19 protein-coding genes are annotated in these 14783 nt (G+C 34.3%); 11 read left to right on the plus strand and 8 right to left on the minus strand.

Going from position 1 to position 14783, the window contains the following annotated elements:
- Window position 1: 1 nt before the first annotated feature.
- The 3 genes from MT489_RS19125 (at window position 2) to ytpR (ending at window position 1875) form a co-directional block, all read left to right on the plus strand.
- Window positions 2–313 carry a thioredoxin family protein gene (locus MT489_RS19125; RefSeq protein ID WP_244683159.1) on the plus strand — a complete coding sequence of 104 codons (312 nt, stop codon included), beginning with the start codon at window positions 2–4 and terminating at the stop codon, window positions 311–313.
- A gap of 144 nt (window positions 314–457) precedes the next feature.
- Entirely contained in the window at window positions 458–1258 is an 801-nt protein-coding gene (locus tag MT489_RS19130) for a DUF1444 domain-containing protein (RefSeq protein ID WP_244683238.1), read from the plus strand.
- A 14-nt stretch (window positions 1259–1272) separates the two neighbouring features.
- Complete coding sequence (ytpR, locus tag MT489_RS19135) at window positions 1273–1875, plus strand: YtpR family tRNA-binding protein (protein WP_244683160.1); 603 nt, start codon at window positions 1273–1275, stop codon at window positions 1873–1875.
- Between the two features lie 54 nt (window positions 1876–1929).
- On the opposite strand, the gene MT489_RS19140 is transcribed toward ytpR, so the two are convergent.
- A complete protein-coding gene (locus MT489_RS19140; RefSeq protein ID WP_244683161.1) occupies window positions 1930–2673 on the minus strand; it encodes a 5-formyltetrahydrofolate cyclo-ligase in 744 nt (247 codons plus the stop codon).
- Between the two features lie 150 nt (window positions 2674–2823).
- The gene (locus MT489_RS19145; protein WP_244683162.1) at window positions 2824–4251 is read right to left on the minus strand and encodes a sodium:solute symporter family transporter; all 1428 of its coding nucleotides are present in this window, start codon (window positions 4249–4251) and stop codon (window positions 2824–2826) included.
- A 262-nt stretch (window positions 4252–4513) separates the two neighbouring features.
- On the opposite strand from MT489_RS19145, the gene MT489_RS19150 reads away from it, so the two are divergent.
- Window positions 4514–4933, plus strand: coding sequence for a universal stress protein (locus MT489_RS19150; RefSeq protein ID WP_244683163.1), 420 nt, complete (start codon window positions 4514–4516; stop codon window positions 4931–4933).
- A gap of 566 nt (window positions 4934–5499) precedes the next feature.
- On the opposite strand, the gene lepB is transcribed toward MT489_RS19150, so the two are convergent.
- Window positions 5500–6057, minus strand: coding sequence for a signal peptidase I (gene lepB, locus MT489_RS19155; RefSeq protein WP_244683164.1), 558 nt, complete (start codon window positions 6055–6057; stop codon window positions 5500–5502).
- A 59-nt stretch (window positions 6058–6116) separates the two neighbouring features.
- Window positions 6117–7037 carry a serine hydrolase domain-containing protein gene (locus tag MT489_RS19160; protein ID WP_244683165.1) on the minus strand — a complete coding sequence of 307 codons (921 nt, stop codon included), beginning with the start codon at window positions 7035–7037 and terminating at the stop codon, window positions 6117–6119.
- Between the two features lie 274 nt (window positions 7038–7311).
- Here MT489_RS19160 and MT489_RS19165 point away from each other — a divergent pair, with 274 nt between their 5' ends.
- The 4 genes from MT489_RS19165 to MT489_RS19180 are packed head-to-tail and all read left to right on the plus strand — an operon-like array spanning window position 7312 to window position 9781.
- Window positions 7312–7827 carry a GyrI-like domain-containing protein gene (locus tag MT489_RS19165; protein WP_244683166.1) on the plus strand — a complete coding sequence of 172 codons (516 nt, stop codon included), beginning with the start codon at window positions 7312–7314 and terminating at the stop codon, window positions 7825–7827.
- The gene (locus MT489_RS19170) at window positions 7808–8317 is read left to right on the plus strand and encodes an NUDIX hydrolase (protein ID WP_244683167.1); all 510 of its coding nucleotides are present in this window, start codon (window positions 7808–7810) and stop codon (window positions 8315–8317) included. The genes MT489_RS19165 and MT489_RS19170 overlap by 20 nt, the downstream gene beginning before the upstream one ends.
- Window positions 8301–8822 (plus strand): GNAT family N-acetyltransferase, encoded by a 522-nt coding sequence (locus tag MT489_RS19175; RefSeq protein ID WP_244683168.1) that lies wholly within the window; start codon window positions 8301–8303, stop codon window positions 8820–8822. Before MT489_RS19170 ends, MT489_RS19175 begins: the two co-directional genes overlap by 17 nt.
- Before the next feature lie 2 nt (window positions 8823–8824).
- Window positions 8825–9781: a phosphotransferase enzyme family protein gene (locus tag MT489_RS19180; protein ID WP_244683169.1), complete on the plus strand. Its 957-nt coding sequence runs from the start codon at window positions 8825–8827 to the stop codon at window positions 9779–9781.
- Window positions 9782–10018: 237 nt separating this feature from the next.
- Here MT489_RS19180 and MT489_RS19185 read toward each other — a convergent pair whose 3' ends face one another.
- Window positions 10019–10477 carry a DinB family protein gene (locus MT489_RS19185; RefSeq protein ID WP_244683170.1) on the minus strand — a complete coding sequence of 153 codons (459 nt, stop codon included), beginning with the start codon at window positions 10475–10477 and terminating at the stop codon, window positions 10019–10021.
- Window positions 10478–10602: 125 nt separating this feature from the next.
- Between MT489_RS19185 and MT489_RS19190 the strand changes: the two genes are divergently transcribed.
- Both MT489_RS19190 and MT489_RS19195 read left to right on the plus strand, forming a co-directional pair.
- Entirely contained in the window at window positions 10603–11355 is a 753-nt protein-coding gene (locus MT489_RS19190) for an alpha/beta hydrolase (RefSeq protein ID WP_244683171.1), read from the plus strand.
- An 80-nt stretch (window positions 11356–11435) separates the two neighbouring features.
- Window positions 11436–11708 carry a hypothetical protein gene (locus MT489_RS19195; RefSeq protein WP_244683172.1) on the plus strand — a complete coding sequence of 91 codons (273 nt, stop codon included), beginning with the start codon at window positions 11436–11438 and terminating at the stop codon, window positions 11706–11708.
- A gap of 249 nt (window positions 11709–11957) precedes the next feature.
- On the opposite strand, the gene MT489_RS19200 is transcribed toward MT489_RS19195, so the two are convergent.
- Window positions 11958–12287: a DUF4181 domain-containing protein gene (locus tag MT489_RS19200; protein ID WP_244683239.1), complete on the minus strand. Its 330-nt coding sequence runs from the start codon at window positions 12285–12287 to the stop codon at window positions 11958–11960.
- A gap of 286 nt (window positions 12288–12573) precedes the next feature.
- Window positions 12574–13746, minus strand: coding sequence for a beta-aspartyl-peptidase (gene iadA / locus MT489_RS19205; RefSeq protein WP_244683173.1), 1173 nt, complete (start codon window positions 13744–13746; stop codon window positions 12574–12576).
- Window positions 13747–13922: 176 nt separating this feature from the next.
- Between iadA and MT489_RS19210 the strand changes: the two genes are divergently transcribed.
- On the plus strand, window positions 13923–14111 hold the full coding sequence (locus MT489_RS19210) for a hypothetical protein (RefSeq protein ID WP_244683174.1): 189 nt from the start codon (window positions 13923–13925) through the stop codon (window positions 14109–14111).
- Window positions 14112–14159: 48 nt separating this feature from the next.
- Here the strand turns inward: MT489_RS19210 and MT489_RS19215 are convergent, their stop codons facing one another.
- Window positions 14160–14774: a YhcN/YlaJ family sporulation lipoprotein gene (locus tag MT489_RS19215; protein ID WP_244683175.1), complete on the minus strand. Its 615-nt coding sequence runs from the start codon at window positions 14772–14774 to the stop codon at window positions 14160–14162.
- Between the last annotated feature and the right edge of the window lie 9 nt (window positions 14775–14783).

Here is a 14783-nt window from a genome sequence, read left to right on the forward strand (position 1 = left end):
TATGGAAAAATTGCAATCAGTAGAACAATTTGAGACATTAAAAAATGAAGAACGAACAATTTTTATGTTTTCTGCAGACTGGTGTGGAGACTGTAGATTCATTGAACCATTTTTACCAAGACTTGAAGCAGATTATCCAGAATACACTTTTATCGAAGTAGATCGAGATCAATTTATTGATTTATGTGGCGAGCTTAACATCTTTGGAATTCCAAGCTTTATCGCATACCATAGCGGGGAGGAAGCAGGTCGCTTCGTCAGCAAAGATCGTAAGACGTTGGAAGAGATTGAGGAATTTATTAACGGTTTGTAAAAAATGAATTTTATTGAAAACCTCTATGTAAAATTATAGAGGTTTTTTTATATGAAAAAATGAATCCTTTCTTTGAGACTAGAGTCAGTTTCATGTAAAATGAATGATAGTTGATTTCGCCCAAGGAGGGTTGAACGTATGAAAATGGATGAAAAGAAACTAAGAAAAGAGTTAGAGAAAAGGCTGGAAAAACAAGGCCGTATCTTTACATATGATCGTGAAAAGGAAACACTTCGTATTGAAAATGAAGAAACGGGAAAAGGGATTGAGGTAGCTCTATCGGGAATAGTTGCAAAATGGTATGAGCATAAGGATAAAGCGATTGATGAAGTAGTCTATTATGTAGAAGAAGCACTCCAGGTTATGGGAAAAGAACAAACTTTGGCAGGTAGTGAAAAGAAAGTATACCCTGTAATTCGGTCCACTTCTTTTCCACTTGAAACAAATGAAGGTATCCCGTTTATAACGGATGACCATACAGCTGAAACGAGAATTTATTATGCACTTGATCTCGGAAATACATATCGCATGTTAGATGAGAAAGTAATTGAAAAAGAAGGTTTAGATCCGCAAAAGATACGTGAAATAGCTCGTTTTAATGTTAGATCGCTATCGACTAAAATGAAAAAAGATTCCCTTGCAGGAAATGATTTTTACTTCTTAAATTCAAACGATGGGTATGATGCAAGTAGAATCTTGAATGATAAGTTTCTTCAAGAAAAAGCTGAAACTATAAAAGGAGATATGGTGATTGCAGTGCCTCACCAGGATGTACTAATAATTGGGGATATCCGCAATGGGACAGGCTATGATATTTTAGCCGAATTAACAATGAGCTTTTTTACTTCCGGAAGTGTTCCAATTACGGCACTATCATTTATTTATGAAGATGGAAAATTAGAGCCGATCTTTATTTTAGCTAAGGATCATAAAAAAGAAGACTGAAAGGGGAATGCAGTATGAATGTATTTTATAATGTAGAAGGTGTTGGCGATGTTCTTCTAATTAATTTAGGAGATATTGAAAATAGAGTGTTTGAGAGAAAAGGGGATGTTGCCCGTATCTATGATGAACAAACGAATAAAACTGGAGGCTACAACATATTTAATGCTTCCAAGTATGTCCAAGTTGATGTTAGAGGTCAAGTGGAGCTTAATGAAGAAATCATTGTGAAAATTAATGAAGCGCTTGAGAAGAATGGTTTTGAAGATAAGTTAGAAGCGGATTTTTCACCTAAGTTTGTCGTTGGTTATGTAAAAGAAAAAGAAAAACACCCAAATGCAGACAAGTTAAGTGTTTGTAAAGTGAATGTTGGAACGGAAGAGTTGCAAATCGTATGCGGTGCTCCTAATGTCGATGCAGGGCAAAAAGTAGTTGTCGCAAAAGTAGGAGCGGTTATGCCAAGCGGGATGATCATTAAAGATGCAGAACTTCGCGGTGTACCTTCTAGTGGAATGATTTGCTCAGCAAGGGAATTAGAACTTCCAGATGCCCCACAAGAAAAAGGGATTCTAGTTTTGGAAGACGATAAATATGAAATCGGACAGGAATTTACTTTTTAATTTATGTAAAAATGCGTGGAGAAAAACAATCATTTCTTCACGCATTTTTTCTTTTTATCCATTCTTAATTTTATAGAGCTCCTGTAATGGAGGGATATTATCAAACATACCATATTCTAGCATGTCCCAAATGATTCCACATGTTGGTTTTTCTAACACACGCTCAGTTTTTGTGATAGATGTAGGTGTGACGATATAGTCGACAAGGGTATCGAAAACAGAAGGTTCAATATCCGCATCTACGATTTGGCAATCATGTCCTAATCCATAAACGATTGAATCTGAATTAACGATTTTCATTTCCCATAACATAGCCCATTCAAGATCAAAGTATCCGTGGCCTTTTCCGAAACGCAAGCCTTCTGGTGTCATAGCCGAGCCACCCGTGAAAAGTAATTCAATATAATCAAATTCATCTTTAATTTCTTGGAGAGTAATAGGAGATAGATAATCTTCAATCCCATCAAGTGTTGAAGCAACTTCTTCTTTCCCTTCAGGAACAATTCCTGGACGTATTACTTGGAAACCACGGCGGATTCCATATGTTGTCATAATGACTACTTTATTGTCTTGAAAGGCATACTCTCTTAGTTTTCTCATATTGTTATCAGGGGTAATAAATAGTACAGTAGCATTTTGATATTCTGGTTGCTGACGAATAATTTCCGCACCTTTGTCACTACCTTCGTAATCAGCAATAAATTCTGCAAAATCCCAGTGGAATCTGGAATCCGGTTTTCCATACTTTCTAAGGCCTTCCCATACTTGCTTTCTAGCTTCCTCACTATTCATTCTCATTGTTATTGCTCCTTACCATAAGTTTTTATTTTTGAAATCCACAATGTTATACCAAAGTTGGAAAGCAAAATTAACGACCAAACCAATTAATGACACCCACATCAAAATATTAAAGAAAGTTAATGAATAAAACATTTTTTCACCTCATCCTTAATCGACATTTTTAATCTGTTCTTTTAATTGATCAAAATTATAAGTAGATTTAGAGATTTTCCCAAAGACGAAGACGACCAATGATGATACAACAATTGCAGCAATAAAGCTGTATAAGTACTCTTGCATCAAATAAAGTGGCAGCCCAACAACTAACCCTAATAATGTTCCGATAGCAGCCCCTTTACCACTTATATGGCGATTATACAGTCCAGCAATAACAGGGACTACAGCTGCTGCAGCGGCTAAATCTGCGAAAAGTAAAAGAAGCAAAATAGATGGTGCTTTAAAGGATACGAGCATCGCACCAACTCCAAAAATAATGGTTGCAATTCGAGCAATTTTTACTGATTGTTTCGCAGTCATATTTGGAGCAAAGCTTTTAATAATGTCTAGTGAAGCGGTTGATGAAAAAGCAGCTAATGAATCCGCTCCTGTAGAAGTTGCAGCAAGCACAATAACCATAACGAATAACATGGAAGCCCACTCAGGTAAAAGAGAATGAGCAACTAGTGCTGTAGCGATTGATGGGTGTGGCAGTTCCATTTTCATGGCAATGGCAATTAATCCGAAAGATGCTGCAGCGATTGTCATTGGAAATGTCATAATGGATGAGCTTATAAGTCCTTTTTTAATGACGCGAATATCTTTAGCAGAGTAAACCCGTTGCCATAAAGCTTGATTTAATAGTTCAGCAGCTGATACCGCGATAATAATCATAATGGCAAATTCCAGACCACTTGGATGAAAAATATTCATAAACTGTGGAGAGTTATTCATTACACCTTGAAAAATTTCTGCTGGTCCACCTGATTTGTTGAAAGCCATTAATACAGTAATAAATAATAGTGGTGTGATAAGAATTGCTTGAATTCCGTTAGTGAAGATTGCAGCATTCAAACCACCGTATGTTGTATATATGATAACTGGTATTCCGATAATCAAAACTCCTAAATATAAAGGGATTCCTCCTAAATATTTAAAAGCAATTCCTACTCCTATTAGATTCGCAGTTAATAAACAAAATAAGTAAACGACTGTTACAAACAAAACAACGACAAACATAAAATGACCGTAACGAGCTTTTACATACTCACCAATCGTATTTCCTTCTGGAATCAATTTTTTAATACGACCAGAAATTGGTATAAATACAATGTATGATAGCGAAATTGCCAATGCATATCCAATCATCGCTGTTAAGCCTTCGTAATATGCCATTTCAGCAGGTGAAAAAATCAATCCTGTCCCTACCGCATAAGCGATAAAGGTAGCTGTCATAAAAGCTGTAGAAATATTTCGTCCAGCAGTAAAATATGAGTCATTATTTTTTAATGTTTTTTTGCTGAACCAGTATCCTAGTAATGTTACGACAGTCATGAGTAACAAACTAAAGATAATCATAGAAATTCCGAATAAATTCACTGGTGTGCACCCTCTCTGTTCGTGTTTGTCTTTTAACAAAATAAATATAACAGGGTATTGTTTGTCAGTCAATACGAAAGACGAACAATTTGAGTACAGATACATCATATCGTTCCTTTTTAGCTTGAATTCTTACTCAAAACGATTGTTGCGATTTTTGCTATAGTTGTATTAATATAAAGTGATAAAAAAGTAGCTGTTACCATTTTGAAAATACTATCGGAGTGATAGCTAAATCTTTTAATAGAAGGCGGGGCACACAATGTACAAAAGAATATTACTGGCAGCAGATGGATCCGAGAACTCTATTCGTGCAGCTAAAGAAGCAGTGAAAATTGCTTCTTATACAGAAGGCTCAGTTGTAGAAATTGTATTTGTAATCGACTATTCAAGAGGATCAAGCGATATACTTCAAAGTAAGGATGCTGAAACTCTAGACTTTGAACGACGAAAAAAACTCCTGCCAATCGAGGAAATGCTTAATCAAGCTAAGGTTACTTATAAAGTAACATTGCTACATGGAGACCCTGGCCAACTTATTGTGGAATATGTAAATAAGCAAACATGTGACATGGTTGTCATGGGTACTCGTGGTTTGAATGCACTCCAAGAAATGGTACTTGGTAGCGTAAGCCATAAAGTGGCGAAAGATGCAAAATGTCCAGTTTTAATAGTGAAGTAAATGATGAATGACAATAACAGGGGATGATATCGAATATGATTCATCCCCTGTTTGTTTTAGTTATTATTAGATTTATACTATTTTGGTAAAATTTCCAAGAGGTTTATACGAAGACTTTATCGTGTTGTACTTTTATATTCTCTATAATTGCGATTTTGACTGCCTGTCAAATTAGGGACGAGGATATTATTAATTTGCAGGAAGTTCTTACCACTTTTGAAGAACAAAAGTTATTGCTTGAAGAAACGAGAGTTCCCACTAATAACATTTATGGAATAAAACTTAATAGAAAAAAGGGACCGGGACATAACTATTTTAGACAAAGATAATTCCGAACAATAGGTTGATTAGTGTATATACCCGCTCTGGAAATATACTTCGCTTTCCGTGGGCGGCTGGTTAGCCTCCTCGCTTGTCCCAAGCTGTGGGGTCTCACCTATGCCTTCCTCCCACAGGAGTCTTCGTATATTTCCTCCACTAAGTTAGATCATTGTTCGTCTTTAGGTTTGATTGTTTTAGTTATGACCGGGCCTCCATAAATTTAAGCTTATATTATATGTATAAGTTTATTTAACAACCTGAAAATCTTTAAATGGCCAGTATTTTATTTTTGCTGAGCCGTACACTTCTTCTATTGGAATAGCACCAAGATGTCGACTGTCGGTACTATGTCCCCTATTATCACCCATTACAAACAAATGGCCTTCTGGCACAGTATCATTATCAATAGGAGTATCCTTTAATGTAAACGAATATGTAAAAGGAACATCGAGTACATTCTGTTTTTTATATTCTTCTAGGTAAGATTCTTTATATACTTTTCCATTAATATATAAAACATCATCTTTATACTCGATTCGGTCACCGGGTAATCCAATTATACGTTTTATTAAATTTTTATTTTCATTAGTATGGAAAACAATAATATCAAATCTTTTGGGTTCTTTTAAAGAGTATTGCAATTTATTTACAATCATTCGGTCTCGGTCATGCAATGTCGGCATCATAGATGATCCGTCTACTACAATCGGTGTAAATACGAAGTGCCTCACAACAACTGCTAACACAATAGCAATGAGGAGCGCTTTTAGCCATTCGAAAAGTTCATTCTTTTCTTCTCTCATAAATAATCCCCCTTTTAATTTACACTTTTCATATGAATGCTTAACAATTGATCAATTTATTAAATGAAATAGTTAATAAAATGTTTTTTGAATAAGTCCAATGGATAAAACGTATCGTTGAAAAGTTCGCTAGTGAAGACCATTACAAATTCAAAAGCAGGGTTAATGATAATATAGTTACCACCATAACCCATTGCGAAATAAATAGGAAATCTAAGTCGATCATCTTCAAAAACCCACCAATGATAGGCATACGATCCAATCCCATTGTAACCTTCAATTTTTTTTGAAGAAGATTCTTTAATCCAACCATTAGAAACGATTTGTTTATTTTTCCAAACCCCATCCTGTAACATTAAGAGGCCAATTTTCAATAAGTCTTCCGATTTTAAGGAAAGTCCAAAACCGCCAATCCCAATTCCTTTCGAATCTTGGTAAAGCCGGAACTCTTTAATTTCCAGTGGTTTGAAAAGCTTTTCGTATAAATATCTTTCCAAAGTCATACTAGAAGCCTTTTGGATAATGGCACTTAATAAATGAGAGCATCCTGAATTATACGACATTTTTTCTCCAGGAGCTGTAACCATTTGTTTGTCTAATACAAAACCAACCCAATCCTTACTGTTGATCATTGGGAAAGGACGACCACCCCAAGCTCCAAATTCCTCCCATTCAAATCCAGGAGTCATTGTTAGTAAATGCTCTAATGTAATTTTTTTCTTATCACCTTCTAATTGGGTAAAATAATTGACAATCGGGGTATGAAGATCACGGATTAGTCCCTCTTCTATGGCTATTCCAACTAAGATAGAAACAATACTTTTTGTGACGGAATTGATTTTATGCAATTTATTTTTCATTTTATTATTTTTATAATATTGAAAAACGTTTTTACCATTATGGTGAATGATACATGAACTTATTTTTTCCTTTTTTATCTCTTTTTCTAGTAAGCTTAAAGTTTTTAACGAAAGTTCCATTATTCCTCCAAATTCTTTAAAAAACTATTACCAATTTTTAGAATTTATCATTTATAATCATATTAACAAATTCTATCTCATGTTGAAAAGTAATGGTTTTGGACGGTAATGAATATTTTGTTGATTGGGGAAATCTAATATTAACGCTGGATTATTACAATCAAAAAATATAAGTGGATTAAATTGGTTTTACATTTCTATTATACTTGGACAAGTTGTTACTTTTTAACTTCTGATAATAGAAAAAATAAATGGAATAAAGGAGATTTGATAAATGACTATCAAACAAAAAAATGATGCCGTTTTAATTACTAAAGAAGCTTTCCATGCGATTGGTATAAAATGGGAAGGGACATTTGCTGAAGCAGGTGAGGGAGGAATACGTGAAATTCAAATTGAATTGCAAAAAAGATTAAAAGAGATTTCTGGTATTGTGGATCCGGAGATTATGCTAGGTCTTTCCTATCATGCTATACCTGGTGGCAATGGGTTTACCCATTATGCTGCTGTAGAGGTGGAGAAGGTGGAGAAAATTCCTTCTGGAATGGTAAGCATCTTTGTTCCTACTTTAACGTATGCAACATGTAAACATTATAAAGGACAGAGTATTGAAAGCTCATATAATAATATTTACAATTGGATCAGTTCTGAAAGGTTAAAGGAAAACTATGTAGACCACTTGACTCATTTCGAAAAATACCCTATGAACCAACATCCTTACTCTACAGATCCAGAATTCACGATTATGATTCCAGTGACTAGGTATTACAATGCAATCGATATATGTTAACTGGAACGGAAAAGTTAAATTATCTTGGGTTCCTAATTCGGCGCTTCCAGAACGTCACTTGATTACGAGTGTTCATGGTTTTTGTTTTTATAAAAGCGAATTATTATTAATCAATTTGAAGGATAGAGGCTGGGATTTTCCAGGGGGACATATTGAAATAGATGAAACACCGGAAGATTGTTTTAAACGTGAAGCAATGGAAGAAGGGTATGTAGAAGGGGAGTGTCATCTTCTAGGGTACGTTGAAGTTAATCATCAAGAAAATATGAATTGGACTGAAAGTAGTCCTTATCCTCAAGTTGGTTATCAAGTTTATTATCGAATGGATATTAACATGCTCTATCCATTTGAAGGAAAATTTGAATCATCAAAGAGAACTTTCATAGCCCCTTCTAAAGTATCTGAATATTACAAGGGGTGGAATCCAGTTTTTAATGAAATTATGAAAGAAGCGAAGCGAGGTTTATTCATTAATGAATATCAGGACTGAAACATCTGACGATTATAGAGCTGTTTATGATTTAAATTATGATGCGTTTGGAAACCGTGATGACGAGTCTAAATTAGTAGAGCGGATCCGGAAATCTGAAGGATTTATTCCAGAACTATCTATTGTAGCCGAAGAAATTGGAAACATTGTTGGCCATATATTGCTAAGCAAAGCAAAGGTAATACTTGGTGATGAGTCAACAGAAGTTATTGTTCTAGCTCCTGTTGCCGTTAAACCAGGACATCAGAAAAAAGGCATCGGAAAAAAGTTGATTAACGAAGGGTTGGAAAGAGTAAAGGACTTAGGCTATGGACTCGTTTTATTAATCGGCCATCCATCTTATTATCCAAAATTCGGTTTTAAACCTGCTCGACAATTTGGATTGGAATTGTGCCAATTTGACGTTCCAGACGATGTTTTTATGGTATGTGAATTGAGAGAAGGGGAGCTCAATAACATTCAAGGAGAACTTCAATATCCATCAGTTTTTTTTGAAAGGAATTAATTATGTACATAGAAAAAATAAAAGAAATACTTGGAAGATATTTAAATAGGGAGATTAGAGATATCTGCCTTCAGTCAGAAGGATTTCAGAATATCGTATTTACTTTCAAGTTGGATCAAATGCAATATGTTGGAAGATTAAGCTGTAAGCAGAAAAAATGGATTAAAGCAGAAATTGAATGGATGGACTTTTTACAAAATAATGGAATTCGCCTTGCAGCCCCTATACAGTTCCATGGATTAGATAAAGTCAATGGAATCACGATAAATCAAGAAAGATATGTGCTTTCTTTTTTTCAACATACAGGTGGTAGGCCGGTAGATGTGTTGGATCAAGCTCAATGGAATGGTGAGTTCTTTTACGAATGGGGCAGTAAGCTGGCATTTTTACATAATATTTCTGGAGCTAATTTTGATCGACCAGAAGGTAGTGCAAGCATTTCGTCTGATGAAAAATGGGTGAATGATTGTTACAAGAGTTTAAATAAACAGCTTAATAATTTTCCAAAAACTCCAAATAACTTTGGACTTATTCATAATGACTTTCATCAAGGTAATTTCCATATGGTGGAGGGTGAGATTGTTCTTTTTGACTTCGATGATTGTGCATATCAATTTTTTGCTCAAGATTTAGCTGTTTCTATCTATCATGCTTTATGGACAGGAACTGCATTTCATCCAGAATGGGAAGACTTCCCTAACTATTTTCTTACTCACTTGTTAAAAGGATATCTATCTAAGCGACATCTATCAGAAGATACGTACGACCGAATTCTTATCCTCTTGCAAATGAGAGAAATAGTTTTATTTACATTATTCAAAGAAAAATGGAAACCAGAAAATATGGAAGAGTGGCAGTTTGAGAAGTTAAGGGAATTAGAAAGTAATATATTAGAAAAGCGGATTCCATATGAAAAGGAGCTAGAAAAAGTGAAGCATTATTTTGTAGTTGTCGATTAAACTAATTAAGGATTAAGAATGTGGATTCGTATGTTGGTAATCTTTATTGCGATATTTTTAATAGTTAAATCGTTTGTTGGTACCTGGTTGTAAACCACGCCAAAAAAACGGAACAATTACTCCTACTTGTAATATTTATTGGAATATATTGGTTGGGATTCTCTCACTAGTTGATAACGAATCCTTCCAAAAATAGAAAAATCCCCTTTCGCTAAAGATTGAGAGGGGATGTTCGCGTTATTTTACAACGTTACCGATTGCTTTAATAATCCCAGCATGTACACCTTCATGCCATGTGACAAATTGAAGAAGTGAATCTACTGTGTCCATCATATGAGGCCCTATTTCAAATGATTCCGATGCTTTATCCCTTAGTTTATCTGTGAAAAATTCATTAATGTAATGGCTTTGCTTTTTTAGCGCCTCGATCAAATCTTCCGCAGTAGGAGGGGAAGCCGTCCACTCTGATGGGCGTGTTCCAGGAGCAAATAAGGTTACCCATTCAGGATGCTTCACTTCATATTGGTGCACAGCTTTGTTTAATAATATTTCTGCTGTTACATATAAATGGCCCAGATTCCATCGAATTGAATTGGAAAATCCTTTTGGAAGGATGTCCCATTTATCCGGATTTATCTGGTTTATTGCACGTATTGTATATGTTCGTGCAAATTGAAACTGCTTTAACGTAACCATTTTTATTTCCTCCTTAAATATATGATAATACCATTATATACCATATTTAGTGCTCGTTGTTCTATTGGAAAAATGCTAAAATAATCGTATTGATAATCAAGTAAAAATAGAAAGGGTGTTTTCTTTTGCAACAAGCTGTATCTATTGCTCATAATGGTCTTACTCTTCGTGGGATGGAACATATTCCTTCAGGAGAAAAACTGCCAGCGGTCATTTTATTTCATGGCTTTACAGGAAATAAGCTTGAACCTCACCGCTTATTTTTAAAAATATCAAGAGAGTTAGAAAAGCAAGGCTTCGCTAGTTTTCGTTTTGATTTCCTTGGAAGTGGTGAAAGTGATGGAAATTTCGAGGATATGACCGTCACTAAAGAATTTGAAGAAGCAGGAACAATATTCGAATATGTAAAATCTCATCCAAAAATTGATGAAAATAAAATCATATTATTAGGTTTGAGCATGGGGGGACTCGTTGCTAGTTTACTGGCTGGAAAGTTGAATAGTGAAATCGAGAGATTAGTATTACTTGCTCCAGCTGGAACAATGGATCAAATAGTAGAACCTATGGAAGCAAACGTTCCTTTTATCGCTAGTCATAATGCATATGATTATGCTGGAAACCTCGTTGGGAAAGCATTTGGTGAAGATTTAAAAACTTTAAATGTTTGGGCACGTGCTGCTAAATATGAAGGTAAAGTTCTTTTAATTCACGGGACTAAAGATGACGCTGTACCATATGATGTTTCTAAATTATACATTGAACATTGTTATGGGGACCAAGCAAAATTACATACCATTGAAGCAGGAGATCATACTTTTAATTCTTATCAATGGGAAAATGAAGTAATTGAATCCATCTTAGATTTTGTAAAGAAATAAGAAAAGATAATAATTTGATAGTCACAGTAACGATAATAAAGAAAATGAGACTACTATAAGATCTAGGAGAAACCAACAACTTGGAGTTCCTAAACATTTTTATAATAATTGTTGTTTTTACTGTCTTATACTCAATAAATATTTATCTGCCTAAAAAGAAATATCTAAAGTATGTTATCTCACTCATTTTCTTTTTTGTTGGAGTAGTTGGTTGGGTATATGTTTGGTTCGGAAGCGGATGGTTAATAACAGGAATCATTAGCACATTATTTTTAGTATTATCATTGTTATCATTTGTATTTACAATCGGATTAGATTTGTATACTTATGCAAAATCTAAACGCATAAAGTAATCATTTTTTAGCAAAGGCAGTTATTTACGCCGAAAACATATGGAATTATAAAAGAGCCGATTCTAATGCAGTCGGCTTTCTCTGTTCATAGTGATTAACGATTTTTATTTTGATTGAAATCTTTCAAAGTCTAGCTCCAGGGAGCCATAAGCTCTAGGTAAGAAACTCAGTACGAAAAAAATCAAAGTACGGTTTTTTATATCAGAACATTGCTTGTCGGCTAAGGCAACGCACCTTGAGTTTTCTTTTTTAAAAAAGAATCACAATAAATAAGCTGATTGGTAGTATAATAGATGTCATAATATATTCTTTTGATCCCTCTAAATATTTCCATTCCATAAAAGCTTGAAAAACCAATGCAATTGTAATAATTGATAACCAGGTTACTTTGACAGTATCGTAGTCTTGAATTTTCATGATAAAAAAGAAAAAAACACAAAGACTAATCGTATGAAGAATTCCCCTTCCCCATTTGTCGATGTACTCGCCATTTGATTCGGATAATTTTTTTCCGAAAATAAGATCTTTCAATAAATCTTCAGCAAGAAAATAAAGTACATATACAATAAAAATTGTCACTGGCAAAGGTGTGATATTTCCTTCATATAATGCTATCTGGTTAACTTTATAAACGATTATTCCACCTATTACAATAAACAGTAGATCTAATATTTTTTTTACATGCCGTCTCCTCCATGCTTAATAACTATATGGAAAACTTGTTACATTGTTTATAAAATTTATATCCGAAGTAAATTGAATCTTTTAACAATTATCTCGTTTTATATTTAGAAAGCCAATAACTTATTACATTAAAAAAGCAGTCAGCTTTATAATTTTCCAAAGCTAACTGCTTCCCATTTTTTCACTCAAACGTTCCCTTTACAATTGCTACTCCATTTTCAACCATCATTTTCCCCATAGCAAAAACTGTATTAATTGTTAGGTCATCTTTATTCAATAAAACTAAATCAGCGTCCTTGCCTTCAGCAATCATTCCTTTTTGATCTAGTTTTAATATGGCCGCTGGATTTTGCGTAACAACTTTAAAAGCGATTTTAGGTGATATTCCTTCATTCAAGATGGCATCACGAACTTCTGTAAAAAGAGATGAAACTTTTCCAATTCCAAGTCCAGTAAAATTTCCTTGCTCATCAAATTTTGGCAGACTACCTTGAGCATCAGAAGTGAAAGTGATTTGTTCAATATTAATTCCTTCATCTAGTATTCTTTTTAAAGCTTTACTAGATTTAATATTCCAATCGTCCTTCGTATTTGGTATTGAGCTTGTTGTAAAATCTACATAACCTCCGTGCCTGGCATATTCAATTGCCGCCTCAAATAAATGTGGATTACGATTCATATGGGTAGGATAAAATTGAGTGATTGGGATTTCCGTTGTTTTCACTACTTCGTCTATTAACCGCAAATGATCGTAACTATCGCCAACATGAACATTCACAATTCCTGCCTTACCAGATAACATACCGCCAATTCTTGCAGAAGATGCAATTTTGGCTAGTTCTTCTACCGTCGGTTGTGATGAACGATGATCTGAAATAGCAATTTCACCAACGCCGATAATTTTATCTATTAAGATAATGTCATCTTCAATTTTATCTAATAATGTTTTGACAGGAACTTGGTAAGATCCCGTTTGAACAAAGCAAGTTATACCTTCTTCTTCTAATCCGCGTGCTTTAGCAATTAAATTACTCATCGTTCTTGTCGTTCCATCGGTCCCAATTACCCCGATAATCGTTGTCACTCCTGAAAGAGTAGCGTCTGTTAATTGTAATTCTGGAGTTCTTGTTTTGTAGCTTCCTTCGCCTCCACCGCCAGTAATATGTACATGAGCATCAATAAATCCTGGAACAACCATTTTACCTGTAGCATCGACCACATTTATATGAATAAAATCCTTTGGAACATCAATTTTATCCTGAATAAAGCCAATTTTTTTATCTACAAGTAAAATGTCCTTCTTTCCAATATAATCAGGTGTATATACTTCACCATGTTTAATAAGAGTTAACAATAAAGTCATTCCTTTCTGTAAAAAATGTTTTTTCTATTGTACATCTTTTTTTGAAACTGGAGTTTATAAATTAAATAATTAAGCATGCTGCTATTGACTATAATGGATATTTTGGTGAAACTAAATATATGCATAATCGTATATAAAGGAAAAAGAAAGGTGGAGGGGAGAATAGAATGAGCGAACAAAATCAAGATCAATTATTACAAGAATTAAGTGAACTGAAAGAAATGGTTAAAAAGTTAGAATCTGATGTAGAGGATATAAAATTTTTTACAAAAAGGCCGATTTTCGATTCGGGAACAATAGGAACTGTTGGAGGACTTATTTTAGGGGCTCTTGCTATAATTGGAATATTTTGGTAAAAACAAGAACATGCACCAGTAATTTAGGGCATGTTCCTGTTTTAACTTTTACCTCGAGTTCGGAAATACTCTTCTTACAGTATCACTAAATTCGTTAAAGAATCCACTTACTGGACGTCCATTGTTTATATCGTTTCTGTATCCAGTCATGCGATTATAAAAATCGGGATTTTCGGAAATGTAAACATTGTCAATATTATTATCAACGTCTCTAACTTGTTTAGCGATTTTTCTTTGTACGGTACTTGTCATTTCGTTATTTCCTGTATTATTTAATCTAACTGCAACATAAGCGTTTCGTCTAGTAACAAGAACATTTGCAGTATCAACCTCTTTAAGATCTGCGATTTTATCCGCAATATTGTCTGCTACATCGATTTGATTATCATTGAAATCACGATTATTGTTTACGCCAAATCCATTTCCATTATTATCATCATTTCGTGTACCAGTGTTATTAACGTTAAACCCATCCCTGGTTGTTACATTTCGATTATCATTTGTCCAATTTCTATTGGTATCAACGTTTGGGTTATATCTAACTCCAAGAGGTGTATTATCATTATTTGCAATTCGGTCATTCGTTTTATTGTTAGTTGCGCACCCACCCATAAGCATGACGGAAGCCAAACCTACATAAACAATGGATTTTGCAAAATTCATTCATTCTCC

This window comes from Lederbergia wuyishanensis, assembly GCF_022900255.1.
GTDB lineage: Bacteria > Bacillota > Bacilli > Bacillales > Bacillaceae_C > Lederbergia > Lederbergia wuyishanensis.

What these genes read in the sequence shown, in the direction of transcription:
- MT489_RS19125 (WP_244683159.1), top strand. Translation starts at nt 2, where the DNA reads ATGGAAAAATTGCAATCAGTAGAACAATTTGAGACATTAAAAAATGAA.
- MT489_RS19130 (WP_244683238.1), top strand. Translation starts at nt 458, where the DNA reads ATGGATGAAAAGAAACTAAGAAAAGAGTTAGAGAAAAGGCTGGAAAAA.
- ytpR (WP_244683160.1), top strand. Translation starts at nt 1,273, where the DNA reads ATGAATGTATTTTATAATGTAGAAGGTGTTGGCGATGTTCTTCTAATT.
- MT489_RS19140 (WP_244683161.1), bottom strand. Translation starts at nt 2,673, where the DNA reads ATGAGAATGAATAGTGAGGAAGCTAGAAAGCAAGTATGGGAAGGCCTT.
- MT489_RS19150 (WP_244683163.1), top strand. Translation starts at nt 4,514, where the DNA reads ATGTACAAAAGAATATTACTGGCAGCAGATGGATCCGAGAACTCTATT.
- lepB (WP_244683164.1), bottom strand. Translation starts at nt 6,057, where the DNA reads ATGAGAGAAGAAAAGAATGAACTTTTCGAATGGCTAAAAGCGCTCCTC.
- MT489_RS19160 (WP_244683165.1), bottom strand. Translation starts at nt 7,037, where the DNA reads ATGGAACTTTCGTTAAAAACTTTAAGCTTACTAGAAAAAGAGATAAAA.
- MT489_RS19165 (WP_244683166.1), top strand. Translation starts at nt 7,312, where the DNA reads ATGACTATCAAACAAAAAAATGATGCCGTTTTAATTACTAAAGAAGCT.
- MT489_RS19170 (WP_244683167.1), top strand. Translation starts at nt 7,808, where the DNA reads ATGCAATCGATATATGTTAACTGGAACGGAAAAGTTAAATTATCTTGG.
- MT489_RS19175 (WP_244683168.1), top strand. Translation starts at nt 8,301, where the DNA reads ATGAATATCAGGACTGAAACATCTGACGATTATAGAGCTGTTTATGAT.
- MT489_RS19180 (WP_244683169.1), top strand. Translation starts at nt 8,825, where the DNA reads ATGTACATAGAAAAAATAAAAGAAATACTTGGAAGATATTTAAATAGG.
- MT489_RS19185 (WP_244683170.1), bottom strand. Translation starts at nt 10,477, where the DNA reads ATGGTTACGTTAAAGCAGTTTCAATTTGCACGAACATATACAATACGT.
- MT489_RS19210 (WP_244683174.1), top strand. Translation starts at nt 13,923, where the DNA reads ATGAGCGAACAAAATCAAGATCAATTATTACAAGAATTAAGTGAACTG.
- MT489_RS19215 (WP_244683175.1), bottom strand. Translation starts at nt 14,774, where the DNA reads ATGAATTTTGCAAAATCCATTGTTTATGTAGGTTTGGCTTCCGTCATG.